The sequence below is a fragment of the Streptomyces sudanensis genome (assembly GCF_023614315.1).
GTDB classification, from domain to species: domain Bacteria; phylum Actinomycetota; class Actinomycetes; order Streptomycetales; family Streptomycetaceae; genus Streptomyces; species Streptomyces sudanensis.
On sequence record NZ_CP095474.1, the window covers coordinates 3,037,793 to 3,049,888 of the forward strand.

The window sequence follows — 12,096 nt, forward strand, 5'->3', positions numbered from 1 at the left end:
AACGCGAGCTTCGGCTTTCGTCCACGGCCGTTGTCAGTGGGCACGGCTACCGTTGCGCACGCATCACGACCCTCCTGCCACGGAACGACCGTGGCCGCTGAGTCCGAAGGAGGTGGGTTCCACATGCGTCACTACGAGGTGATGGTCATCCTCGACCCCGATCTCGAGGAGCGCGCTGTCTCCCCGCTGATCGAGAACTTCCTCTCCGTCGTCCGTGAGGGCAACGGAAAGGTCGAGAAGGTCGACACCTGGGGCCGTCGTCGTCTCGCTTACGAGATCAAGAAGAAGCCCGAGGGCATCTACTCGGTCATCGACCTGCAGGCCGAGCCTGCGGTCGTCAAGGAGCTCGACCGCCAGATGAACCTGAACGAGTCGGTCCTCCGGACCAAGGTCCTCCGCCCCGAGACCCACTGAGCCTTCCGCTCACTGGTCATCGGGTCCGAGTAGCAGCAAGCAGCCCAAACCCGCCGAGAGGTTCCCCATGGCAGGCGAGACCGTCATCACGGTCGTCGGCAATCTTGTCGACGACCCCGAGCTGCGCTTCACCTCTTCCGGTGCGGCGGTCGCGAAGTTCCGCGTCGCGTCCACCCCCCGCACCTTCGACCGTCAGACCAACGAGTGGAAGGACGGCGAGAGCCTGTTCCTCACCTGCTCGGTCTGGCGTCAGGCGGCGGAGAACGTCGCCGAGTCGCTCCAGCGAGGCATGCGCGTCGTCGTGCAGGGCCGGCTGAAGCAGCGGTCCTACGAGGACCGCGAGGGCGTCAAGCGCACGGTCTTCGAGCTGGACGTCGAGGAGGTCGGCCCGAGCCTCAAGAACGCCACGGCCAAGGTCACCAAGACCACCGGCCGCGGCGGCCAGGGCGGCTACGGCGGCGGCCAGGGCGGCCAGCAGGGCGGCTGGGGCGGTGCCCCGGGCGGCCAGCAGGGCGGCGGCGCTCCCGCCGACGACCCCTGGGCCGGTGGCGCGCCGGCCGGCGGCCAGGGCCAGGGCCAGGGCGGCTGGGGCGGCGGCTCCGGCGGCGGCTACTCGGACGAGCCCCCCTTCTAGGGCCGGGCTCGTAACCCACTTCTTGATCACACAGGAGAAACACCATGGCGAAGCCGCCTGTGCGCAAGCCTAAGAAGAAGGTCTGCGCGTTCTGCAAGGACAAGACCGCTTACGTGGACTACAAGGACACGAACATGCTGCGGAAGTTCATTTCCGACCGCGGCAAGATCCGTGCCCGCCGCGTGACCGGCAACTGCACGCAGCACCAGCGTGACGTCGCCACGGCCGTCAAGAACAGCCGTGAGATGGCGCTGCTGCCCTACACGTCCACCGCGCGATAAGGAAGGGTGACCTACTGATGAAGATCATCCTTACCCACGAGGTCTCCGGCCTCGGTGCGGCCGGCGACGTCGTCGACGTCAAGGACGGCTACGCTCGCAACTACCTGGTCCCGCGCGGTTTCGCGATCCGCTGGACCAAGGGCGGCGAGAAGGACGTGGCGCAGATCCGCCGCGCCCGTAAGATCCACGAGATCGCGACCATCGAGCAGGCCAACCAGATCAAGGCCCAGCTCGAGTCCGTCAAGGTGCGTCTGGCCGTTCGCTCCGGCGACGCCGGCCGTCTGTTCGGCTCCGTCACCCCGGCCGACATCGCTTCGGCGATCAAGTCTGCCGGCGGCCCGGACGTCGACAAGCGTCGTGTCGAGCTCGGAGCGCCGATCAAGACCCTGGGTTCGCACCAGGTCTCCGTGCGCCTGCACCCCGAGGTCGCCGCGAACCTCGGCGTCGAGGTCGTCGCTGCCTGAGCGCTCGTCTGACGGAGGACCGCACCCGCCCGGGTGCGGTCCTTCTTCGTGTTTCACGTGAAACCATGCGCTTCGCCCGCTCAACGGGTGGCTCCGGGCATCAGCCAGCGACCGGAGCGCATCCGCAGCCACAGCGTCGCCAGCCGGGTGGTCATCATCAAGGACATCGCCCACCACAGGGCTGTCAGACCGCCTCCGAGGGCCGGAACGAGCAGGGCGGCCGGAGTGAACACGGCCAGGGTGACCACCATCGCGCCCGCCAGATACGGACCGTCCCCGGCGCCCATCAGCACTCCGTCCAGGACGAAGACGACCCCGGCGACCGGCTGGAAGAGCGCCACGACCAGTAGCGCGGACAACAGTGTGTCCCGTACCGCGTCGTCCCCGGTGAAGGCCGGAATGAGCAGCGGTCGGGCGGCCACGAGGAGGAGGCTCAGGACCGCTCCCGAGACGACACCCCACTGCACCATGCGGCGGCAGACCGCACGGGCGCCCTCGGTGTCCCCGGTGCCCAGGTAGCGGCCGATGATGGCTTGGCCGGCGATGGCGATGGCATCGAGGGCGAAAGCCATCAGGGTCCACAGCGACAGGATGATCTGGTGCGCGGCCACCGGGACGTCTCCGAGCCGGGCGGCGATTGCTGTTGCGATCATCAGCACGGCGCGCAGGGAGAGCGTACGGATGAGGAGGGGGACTCCGGCTCGGGCGCTGGCCCGGATGCCGGCTGCGTCGGGCCGGAGCGAAGCGCCGTGGCGACGGGCCCCTCGGACGACGACGGCGAGGTACGCGACGGCCATACCGCACTGAGCGATCACCGTGCCCCAGGCAGAGCCGGCGATTCCGAACCCGGCGCCGTAGACCAGGATCATGTTCAGGGCGGCGTTGGCGCCGAAGCCGACGATCGCGACGTAGAGGGGGGTCCTGGTGTCCTGGAGGCCGCGCAGGACACCGGTGGCGGCGAGCACGACCAGCATCGCGGGGATGCCGAGGCTGGAGATCCTGAGGTACGTCGCGGCGTACGGAGCGGCGGTGCCGGATGCCCCGAACGCCTCGACGACCCAAGACGCGGTCGGCAGGGTGACCGCGACGACCGCCAGGCCGAGCAGCAGGGCGAGCCAGATGCCGTCCATCCCCTGACGGATCGCCGCCGGGAGGTCGCCCGCGCCGACCCGCCGGGCCACGGCCGCCGTCGTGGCGTAGGCGAGGAAGACGAAGACGCTGACGGCCGTCGACAGCAGGGCCGCCGCGATCCCCAGGCCGGCCAGTTGGGAGGTGCCGAGGTGACCGATGACGGCGCTGTCGACGAGGATGAACAGGGGCTCGGCGACGAGCGCCCCGAAAGCCGGTACGGCCAGCGCGAGGATCTCTCGGTCATAGGAACGGCGGAGGTTTTCGGGAGCCGGGGCAGCCTGGGTCATGCGTTCAATGTAATCATCCACAGGTAATGGTCACAAACCCTATGCATGTCTTACATGGCTGTCGCTTGGGGATGGCTGGCCGCGTTGTTTGCGCCGATCTCGTGCTCCTGGGGAAAGTTTTTCTCCCCCACAGCCGGTGGATGGAAAAAGCGCAGGTCAACTGAGGTCTGTGGGCGGCGCTATGAGTTTGTCCACACGTCTGTCCCCCGGTCCGTGCACAGGATCCGGTGGGTTCTCCACAGCATCGGGGCGTTCACCCACAGGCCCTGTGGATAACCGGATTGGCTGCCGGTGCCCGCGGGCCTACCGTGGTCCGGCGCCCGACGTGCCGCGAGGTGGAGTTGGTGCCTCTTGTTTGTCAGAGCCGTGGCGTAGAAAGAGTGACACGCCAAGGTCCGCGGTGCGGACGGGAGGAGGTGGGCCGGTGACCATTCCGGAGCCCCTGGACGACCCCTGGACCGAGAGCGCCCCGGGCGACCGCCTGCCCGTCTCGCGCCAGCGCGGGGTCGAGGCACCCTTCGGCGGGCGGGGCGGGAGCCGTGGCCGGGGCCGCGAGGAGCAGCACGAGCGGGGGGCCGAGAGCGTCCCCTGGGACAGCGGTGCCGGCGGCTTTGAACGCGTTCCGCCGCAGGACCTCGACGCCGAGCAGTCCGTGCTCGGCGGCATGCTCCTCTCCAAGGACGCCATCGCGGACGTCGTGGAGGTCCTCAAGGGCCACGACTTCTACCGCCCGGCCCACGAGACGATCTACCAGGCGATCCTCGACCTCTACGCCAAGGGTGAGCCGGCCGACCCCATCACCGTGGGCGCCGAACTCACCAAGCGCGGTGAGATCAACCGGGTGGGCGGCGCGTCGTACCTGCACACCCTGGTGCAGTCCGTACCGACCGCGGCCAACGCCTCGTACTACGCGGAGATCGTCCACGAACGCGCGGTGCTGCGCCGTCTCGTGGAAGCCGGCACCAAGATCACACAAATGGGATACGCGGCGGACGGCGACGTCGACGAGATCGTCAACCAGGCACAGGCCGAGATCTACGCCGTCACGGAGCAGCGCACCAGCGAGGACTACCTGCCGCTCAGCGACATCATGGAGGGGGCCCTCGACGAGATCGAAGCGATCGGCTCCCGCAGCGGCGAGATGACCGGCGTACCGACCGGCTTCACCGACTTCGACTCCCTCACCAACGGCCTTCACCCCGGCCAGATGATCGTCATCGCCGCGCGTCCCGCCATGGGCAAGTCGACACTGGCGCTGGACTTCGCCCGCGCCTGCTCGATCAAGCACAACCTGCCGAGCGTCATCTTCTCCCTGGAGATGGGCCGCAACGAGATCGCGATGCGCCTGCTGTCCGCCGAGGCCCGGGTGGCTCTGCACCACATGCGGTCCGGGACGATGACCGACGAGGACTGGACCAGGCTGGCCCGACGCATGCCCGACGTCTCCCAGGCCCCGCTCTACATCGACGACTCCCCCAACCTGTCGATGATGGAGATCCGAGCCAAGTGCCGTCGCCTGAAGCAGCGGAACAACCTCAAGCTGGTGGTCATCGACTACCTGCAGCTGATGCAGTCCGGTGGCTCCCGGCGTGCCGAGAGCCGCCAGCAGGAGGTCTCGGACATGTCCCGTAACCTCAAGCTCCTCGCGAAGGAACTGGAGGTCCCGGTCATCGCCCTGTCCCAGCTGAACCGAGGTCCCGAGCAGCGCACGGACAAGAAGCCCATGGTGTCCGACCTGCGGGAGTCCGGCTCGATCGAGCAGGACGCCGACATGGTGATCCTGCTGCACCGCGAGGACGCCTACGAGAAGGAGTCCCCCCGCGCCGGCGAGGCGGACCTCATCGTGGCCAAGCACCGCAACGGCCCCACGGCCACCATCACGGTGGCCTTCCAGGGCCACTACTCCCGCTTCGTCGACATGGCCCAGACCTGATCCGGCGCTTGGAGGACCTCGGCTCTCGTGTCGGGATCTCAGAACCGGTGCCGGACGAAGGCCGGATGCGGCACCGATCTGAATCATGGACGAGTGGCCGTGAGGCGGACTTCGAGACGGTCCCGGTGCCCGAGTACGACTGCGACCACCTGAGTGACCTGCTGAGCTCCGAGAGCCTGCAGACGGCTGCCGAGGCAGGTCCGGCCCATGTCAGTTCCGTGCCGGTGACCGGTGAGGTTCCGGTCGCATCCGACCGGGCACGTCTTCGGCACGTCATCAACCCGTTTCGGGAACGTGGCTGGCCTGGTGCGGGTTGGGACCTGCTGTGCTCGACGGGGCCGAGTTCGATCGCCCCGCTGGTGCCCGCTCCTTCGTCGATCGCCCTCCCGCAACTCCTCATCGAGGGGCTTCGTCGATGCGGCATTCGTGGAGGGCAGCCATCGGTTCCATGGAGTCTTCGTCGATCTCCACTGCCTGCGCGAGGTTGTCCAACCGGGCGGGTCGATCGTTGTTGACGACGCTTGGACTCCGTCGGTGCCGACCGCCATGTGCCATTTCGAGCGGAACCCGGATGGTCCCGACGCCTTCACCGGCGGGGCCGTGGCGACGGTCGCCGTCGACATCGGGAACGAACCAGCGACGCGCTGCAAGGCCATGTGCTTGCCCGGCTCCCCGTTCGAACCGCCCTCCAGGGAACTCCACGCGTTCCGATCGGCCCCTCCACGGCGTCTCGTCGTCCAGCGACGGCACTTTTCTCGACCGGTGCTGACCTGTGCGCCTCTCGGCCGGCACGGTCATCGACGCCTGCCGGGGGTCCACGGAGCCCGGACCGTGCTGTACACCTGGGCTCATGACTCCATCCTCCATGACCCTCCTGCCCACTACGGAGCGCGCGTTGCTCCACCGGATCGCCGTCGGTCAGTCCGAAGGCCGAGCACCTTCGCTCGTCGGGGCGATCGCCCGTGGCGGCCGGTCGGTATGGGCAGGTGCACGGGGTGATGTCACCTCCGCCACCGACACCCAGTACAGAATCGGTTCGATCACCAAGACCTTCACCGCCGTTCTGGTGATGCGACTGAGGGACGAGGGTCTGCTCGGTCTGGACGACCCCTTGGAGAAGTACCTGCCGGGCACAGGAGTGGGAGGCGCGACCATCGCCCAACTCCTCAGTCACACGGCAGGGTTGGCGGCAGAGCCGCCGGCACCTTGGTGGGAGCGGACGCCGGGCGAGTTGCGCCCCGATCTCACCGACGTCCTAGGGGAGAGGCCGCTCGTCCACCCGTCAGGACGCCGCCACCACTACTCCAACACCGGGTACACCTTGCTGGGTTCACTGGTGTCCGCGATGCGTGGTGTCCCGTGGGAGGAGGCGCTGCGTACCGAAATCCTGGAGCCGCTGGGCATGGAGCGGACGACCTCGCAACCGGTGGCACCCCATGCCCAGGGGTGGGCGGTTCACCCGTGGGCGGATGCCCTCCTGCCGGAGCCTTCCGAGGACCTGGGCCTGATGGCCCCGGCCGGTCAGTTGTGGTCGACCGCTGCCGACCTCTGCCGGTTCGCCTCGTTCCTTGCGGCAGGAGACGACCGAGTGCTGTCCGCGGAGTCCGTGAGGGAGATGCGTACCCCTGCCGCGCCACCCGTCGCGGGGGACTGGGACGGAGGCTATGGACTCGGAGTGCAACTGATGCGGCGGGACGGCCGGACCCTCATCGGTCACTCCGGTTCGCTGCCGGGTTTCGTCGCCGGTCTCTGGGTGAGTGTGGACGACGATGTCGCCGCGGTCGTCCTGGCCAATGCCACCTCCGGACCTCAGCCCGGTGTGATCGCCGCAGACCTCGTACGGATCGTCGCCGAGAGGGAGCCGCGGTTGCCGGACCCGTGGCGGCCTCTGCCGGAAGTCGATGCTTCGTGCCTCTCCCTGACTGGTTCCTGGTATTGGGGCACGTATGCCTATGGGCTGAGAGCGCTCGCGGACGGCGATGTGGAACTGCAGCCGCTGCGCGGTGCCGGTCGCGGTTCCCGGTTCCGGTCGCTGCCCAACGGCACCTGGCTTGGACTCGACGGTTACTTCGATGGAGAAGTGCTCCGGGTGATCCGCCGAGGGGACGGCTCGGTAAGCCACCTCGACCTGGGGTCATTCGCGTTCACCCGCGAACCGTACGCGCCGGGGGACGCCGTCCCGGGCGGTGTGGACGAGGGCGGCTGGCGAGGAGCACCGTGATGTTTCACGTGAAACGGCGTTCAGAGCGCCAGCTTGAACCCAATGTGTGAGGGGATGAAACCCAGGCGACCATAGAAGCGGTGGGCGTCGGTACGGGCTGCGTCCGAGGTGAGCTGGACCAGAGCGCAGTTCTGGCGACGCGACTCTGCGATCGCCCACTCGAGCAACCTCGTGCCGAGCCCGCTGCCGCGCGCGTCGGCGTGCACCCGTACCGCTTCGATGAGGGACCGGGTGGCGCCGCGCCGGGACAGCCCCGGGATGACGGTCAGATGGAGTGTGCCGATGACCTGCCCACTGCGGACGGCGACGACCAGGTGCTGGTTCGGGTCTGCAGCCACCCGTTGGAAAGCGGTGAGGTACGGGGCGAGGTCATCGGGTGATTCTCGTCGGGCACCGAGCGGATCGTCGGCGAGCATTGCCACGATGGCGGGAACATCGGCCTCTGTCGCCCGTCTGATCTCGAAATCATTCATGAACGAAGGCTACTTCGACACCAAGGCCGGTCAGCCCGCCACTCCTTGGTATCGGGGTCGGAGACATATCGAAAGCTGTGGCTGGCCGACGAACGTGGTTCGCTGCGGGGTTTCACGTGAAACGCCTTGCCGCGTTTCGCGTCCCGCCGGCACGAGCCGCGCCTCCTCCTCGCGGTGCAGGCGTTCCGGGAGGAAGAAGCAGTGGACCTTGCGCACGGGGACGCCCGCAGTGCCTCCTTGCCCAAGGGATGGCCCGGTCAGCCGAGGTCGGGAGCGTGCATGGCACGAACCCCTTCGATGTTGCCGTCCAGGTAATGGCGCAACGACAAAGGAACAAGGTGTACCGCGGCGATGCCGACCCGGCTGAACGGCACCCGCACGATCTCGTACTCGCCGATAGGTTCCTCCACCTCGGGACCGTGTCGTCGCCTCGGATCCATCGATTCCAGACGGCAGACGAAGAAATGCTGCACCTTTACCCCGGAGACGCCGCCGTCCTCGATGTGCTCGACGGTGTCGACGAAGCAGGGCACCACGTCCGTGATCTTCGCGCCGAGTTCCTCGTGGACCTCCCGGTGCAGGGCGTCGACGACGGTTGCGTCGTCCGGTTCGACGCCACCGCCGGGCGTGAGCCAGTAGGGATCCATCCCCGGTTTGGTGCGCTTGATGAGGATCAGGTCGTCGCCGTCGAGGAGGATGGCCCGTGCGGTGCGCTTGACCACTGGACGTTCGGTCATGGCATGAAAATGGCCCGTGGTGTTCCGCTTGAAACTCCCGCAGCACGGCCGTCGATGGTCACCATTCGGTCGCTGCTCGCAGCAGCGTCTCCTGGGCCTTGGCGATGTGGGGCAGGACCAGTGTCCCGGCACGGGCGACGAGGAAGTACGTCCTGAGGGGTGGGACCGGCGGGTCCAGCAGCGCGACGAGGCGACCGTTCCCCAGAGCCTCCTCGCATAGGTAACGCGGGAGAACTGTGAGGCCCGCGCCCGAGGCGGCGCTCTCCAGGGCGGCCCGAAGGTCGGGCACGATGACCGTTGCGGAAGCGGCAGGGCGCGATTCGAAGACGGCGGACCAGTATCGGGCCACGAACGGCAGCGACTCGTGCACCTCGATCACCGGCCACCGGTCCAGTACTGCGGGTCCTTCCCGCAGCGCGTCCGGCGCCAGCCGAGCGGCCCAGCACGGCGCGGCCACCAACACGTGCTCCTCGTCGCACAGAGGTGTCGCCGTCAGTCCGCCTCCCGGCCGTGTCGTGGAGACGACCAGGTCGTGGCGGCCGGCGGCCAGTCCGTCGAGGTTCTCCTCGGAGACGGTGGACAGGGAGGTCCGCAGGGTGAGGCCCTCGGTTGTGAGGGGTGTCAGGGCGGGTAATGCTCGAAGCGAGACGATCTCGGGCGGTCCGGCGAGGTGAAGGGTCCGGGTTCCGACCCGTCCGTACGGTCCGGTCTCGGCGATCTCCACAAGCGCGTCCAGGTGGGGGGCGGCCCGGTGGGCGAGCTCCTCACCGACCGTCGTGGGAGTGACACCACGGGCCTGCCGTAGGAACAGCGGTCGGCCGAGCTGTTTCTCCAGACTGCGAATCTGGCTGGTCACAGCGGGTTGGGAGAGGCCGAGAAGGGCAGCGGCGCGAGTGAAGGACCCGGCTCGGCACACCGTGACAAAAGTCCGCAGCAGACTCAGATCCATGCCCTCCCCCTTTCCGGCCGGCATCTCTCCAAGAGCCGTACAACTATAAATATGCCGATAGGCCCCTGTCGTTCATGTGATTGGACACTGACGTACAGTCAAATAGCCTGGTCCCACGGCCGGGTCGCAGGCGGGATGGTCCGAGCCACGAGGGGGGAGGCTCGGACCGCCCGCTCCGCTCGGTCGTTCCGGCGCTGCCTCCCGTCAGCCGAGCCCGGACGCTTCGTCCAGCGCGTTCAGCACGTCCGCGACGAGGTCGTCGGAATCCTCGGCGCCGACCGAGAAGCGGATGAAGCCCGGTGCCACGGCGTCGCCGCCCCATCGGCCGCGCCGCTCGGCAGCCGACCGCACGCCACCGAAGCTGGTCGCCTCGTCCACCAGCCGCAGCGCTCCCAGGAACCGCTCCGCGTGCTGCTGGTCGGCTAGGACGAAGGACACCACCGAACCGAAGCGGCGCATCTGCCCGGCTGCCACCTCGTACGAGGGGTCGCCCGGAAGGCCCGGGTAGCGCAGGCCCGTCACGTCGTCGCGTGCCGCCAGCGCCTCGGCCAGGGCCAGCGCATTGGCGCACTGCCGGTCGACCCTCAACTGGAGAGTGGCGAGGGAGCGGTGGGCGAGCCATGCCTCCATCGGGCCCGGAATCGCCCCGACGATCTTCCTCCAGCGCCGTACGCCGGTGGCGAGGTCGGCGTCGCGGCAGGTGACATGGCCGAGCAGGAGGTCACCGTGTCCGGTCGTGCCCTTGGTGTCGCTGGCCACCGAGAAGTCCGCACCGAGCGACAGGGGGCGCTGCCCCAGGGGGGTGGCGAGGGTGTTGTCCACGGCGACCAGGGCGCCGGCGGCGTGGGCCGCCGTCACCATCCGCCTGATGTCGCACACGTCGAGACCGGGATTGGAGGGGGTTTCCAGCCAGAGCAGCTTCGCACCGTCCAGGACGGAAAGCTGCGCGTCACCACCCGTCGGCGCGGTGCGCACCTCGATTCCGTAGGACTCCAACTGTTCGCGCACCAGGGGCAGGGCCTGGTAGCCGTCCGCCGGAAGGACCACGGCGTCACCGGCTGAGAGCCGGGAGAACAGCACCGAGGAGATTGCGGCCATGCCGGAGGCGAAGACGACGGTCTCCACCGGGCCTCCCTCCGGTGCCTCCAGTTCGCCGATGGCACGCTCCAGCAGCGTCCACGTCGGGTTCTCGTCACGCCCGTACGTGTACGGACCGACGGGCTCGCCCGGTAGGTGGAAGTGGGCGGCGAAGACCGGTCCCGGCAGGGTCGGCTCGTGCTTGAGGGGCTCCGGCAGCCCGGCCCGCACGGCACGGGTCCCGTCCCCCCAGCCGGGCGCCGTTCCCATCAGTCGCGCCCGTCCGGGAGGACGACGTTCAGGGCCCACGACACGACCGAGATGATCAGGCCGCCCAGGACGGCGGTCCAGAAGCCCTCCACGTGGAAGCCGAGGTCCATCCTCTCCGCGAGCCACGAGGTCAGCATCAGCATCAGCGCGTTCACCACCAGGGTGAACAGGCCGAGTGTGAGGACGAACAGCGGCAGGGTGAGCAACTTCACGAGAGGCTTGACGAGGAAGTTGACCACACCGAAGACGAGGGCGACGAGGAGCAGCGTCAACGCCTTGCGGCCGGTGCCTTCCCCGGTGAGTGTGATGTCCTGCAGCAGCCAGATCGCCGCCGCCAGAGCGCCCGCGTTCGCGAGCGTCTTGACTACGAAATTCATCATGTGTCTGATCGTGGCAGACATGATCGGGCCGAGGTGGGGACGAACGGCGATGAAGGCATTCCGACTGGACGAACTCGAAGCAGAGCGCGTCGCCAACGACGGCGCATACCTCCAGTTCCTGCGCGAGCGGAACATGTCCGTGGGGTTGTACGCGCTTGACGCCGGCCAACCGGACCCGCAGCAGCCGCACAAGGAGGACGAGGTCTACCTCGTCGTCAGCGGCCGCGGTTCGATCACGGTCGGGACGGAGACCACGCAGGTGGGGCGCGGCAGCGTCGTGTACGTCCCGGCGGGGGTACCGCACAGGTTCCACCACATCACCGAGGACCTGCGGGTCCTGGTGGTGTTCTCTCCGCCTGAGAGCTGACGTCCACTTCATCGGGGAGCCGGCCCCGGCCGGGAGGTCCTGCTTCTCCCTAGGGGGAGACTCAGGGAAGTCCGAGGGGCGTGGAGTCCCACAGGAGGCCTCCACGTCCCTAGCATCGAAGACGCACACCGTTGCGACGCAGAGAGACGAGGCGGGACCATGGCGGTAAGGGGACTTCTCACAAGGCTGCCGTGGTGGGTGAAGTGGGTGGCGGCACCCGTGATCGCCGTCGCCGTCTTCGGCAGCGTGATCGCGACCGTCGCCTACTTCGTGGTGAGCCTGCTGTTCAAAGCGCTGGCCTTGGTGGCCCTCGTCGGCGGACTGGTCTACATCGTACGAAAGTTCAGGAAAACGACGCCTTCCTCGCGGGACGGCTGGTGACGGGAAGCGGGCGTTAGCCCGGCCGAGGGAATGGCGCCGGTGAAGCCCATCCCCGAACGGAGTCTGCCATTAGAGTGGCGGAGATTCCGCGGCTCTT

General features: G+C 68.2%; 14 protein-coding genes. 8 read left to right on the forward strand and 6 right to left on the reverse strand.

The genetic code is table 11. The features are described 5' to 3' along the window. The first annotated feature begins 123 nt into the window (after positions 1-123). The 4 genes from rpsF (at position 124) to rplI (ending at position 1,793) form a co-directional block, all read left to right on the forward strand. Positions 124-414 carry a 30S ribosomal protein S6 gene (rpsF, locus tag MW084_RS14100; RefSeq protein ID WP_004950685.1) on the forward strand — a complete coding sequence of 97 codons (291 nt, stop codon included), beginning with the start codon at positions 124-126 and terminating at the stop codon, positions 412-414. 67 nt (positions 415-481) lie between these two features. Further along, positions 482-1,048: a single-stranded DNA-binding protein gene (locus tag MW084_RS14105; RefSeq protein ID WP_010467847.1), complete on the forward strand. Its 567-nt coding sequence runs from the start codon at positions 482-484 to the stop codon at positions 1,046-1,048. A gap of 44 nt (positions 1,049-1,092) precedes the next feature. Beyond that, a complete protein-coding gene (gene rpsR, locus MW084_RS14110; protein ID WP_005315025.1) occupies positions 1,093-1,329 on the forward strand; it encodes a 30S ribosomal protein S18 in 237 nt (78 codons plus the stop codon). A 17-nt stretch (positions 1,330-1,346) separates the two neighbouring features. Then, a complete protein-coding gene (rplI, locus tag MW084_RS14115) occupies positions 1,347-1,793 on the forward strand; it encodes a 50S ribosomal protein L9 (RefSeq protein WP_010467849.1) in 447 nt (148 codons plus the stop codon). Positions 1,794-1,873: 80 nt separating this feature from the next. Here rplI and MW084_RS14120 read toward each other — a convergent pair whose 3' ends face one another. Further along, the gene (locus tag MW084_RS14120) at positions 1,874-3,211 is read right to left on the reverse strand and encodes an MATE family efflux transporter (RefSeq protein ID WP_010467850.1); all 1,338 of its coding nucleotides are present in this window, start codon (positions 3,209-3,211) and stop codon (positions 1,874-1,876) included. A gap of 442 nt (positions 3,212-3,653) precedes the next feature. On the opposite strand from MW084_RS14120, the gene dnaB reads away from it, so the two are divergent. Both dnaB and MW084_RS14130 read left to right on the forward strand, forming a co-directional pair. Further along, complete coding sequence (dnaB, locus tag MW084_RS14125) at positions 3,654-5,144, forward strand: replicative DNA helicase (RefSeq protein WP_078571307.1); 1,491 nt, start codon at positions 3,654-3,656, stop codon at positions 5,142-5,144. Between the two features lie 850 nt (positions 5,145-5,994). Next, complete coding sequence (locus MW084_RS14130) at positions 5,995-7,365, forward strand: serine hydrolase domain-containing protein (RefSeq protein ID WP_029553215.1); 1,371 nt, start codon at positions 5,995-5,997, stop codon at positions 7,363-7,365. A gap of 20 nt (positions 7,366-7,385) precedes the next feature. Here the strand turns inward: MW084_RS14130 and MW084_RS14135 are convergent, their stop codons facing one another. The 5 genes from MW084_RS14135 to MW084_RS14155 form a co-directional block, all read right to left on the reverse strand. Further along, positions 7,386-7,838: a GNAT family N-acetyltransferase gene (locus MW084_RS14135; protein ID WP_010467853.1), complete on the reverse strand. Its 453-nt coding sequence runs from the start codon at positions 7,836-7,838 to the stop codon at positions 7,386-7,388. A gap of 257 nt (positions 7,839-8,095) precedes the next feature. Next, positions 8,096-8,575: an NUDIX domain-containing protein gene (locus MW084_RS14140; RefSeq protein ID WP_010467854.1), complete on the reverse strand. Its 480-nt coding sequence runs from the start codon at positions 8,573-8,575 to the stop codon at positions 8,096-8,098. A 58-nt stretch (positions 8,576-8,633) separates the two neighbouring features. Then, positions 8,634-9,524, reverse strand: coding sequence for a LysR family transcriptional regulator (locus tag MW084_RS14145; RefSeq protein ID WP_010467856.1), 891 nt, complete (start codon positions 9,522-9,524; stop codon positions 8,634-8,636). Between the two features lie 204 nt (positions 9,525-9,728). Beyond that, positions 9,729-10,871, reverse strand: a complete 1,143-nt coding sequence (locus MW084_RS14150; RefSeq protein ID WP_010467858.1) for a cystathionine gamma-lyase — start codon at positions 10,869-10,871, stop codon at positions 9,729-9,731. Continuing rightward, a complete protein-coding gene (locus tag MW084_RS14155; RefSeq protein ID WP_010467859.1) occupies positions 10,871-11,251 on the reverse strand; it encodes a phage holin family protein in 381 nt (126 codons plus the stop codon). Before MW084_RS14155 ends, MW084_RS14150 begins: the two co-directional genes overlap by 1 nt. Before the next feature lie 49 nt (positions 11,252-11,300). On the opposite strand from MW084_RS14155, the gene MW084_RS14160 reads away from it, so the two are divergent. Both MW084_RS14160 and MW084_RS14165 read left to right on the forward strand, forming a co-directional pair. Beyond that, the gene (locus MW084_RS14160) at positions 11,301-11,618 is read left to right on the forward strand and encodes a cupin domain-containing protein (RefSeq protein WP_010467860.1); all 318 of its coding nucleotides are present in this window, start codon (positions 11,301-11,303) and stop codon (positions 11,616-11,618) included. Positions 11,619-11,777: 159 nt separating this feature from the next. Next, complete coding sequence (locus MW084_RS14165) at positions 11,778-11,999, forward strand: DUF5326 family protein (protein WP_029553216.1); 222 nt, start codon at positions 11,778-11,780, stop codon at positions 11,997-11,999. Positions 12,000-12,096 lie beyond the last annotated feature (97 nt).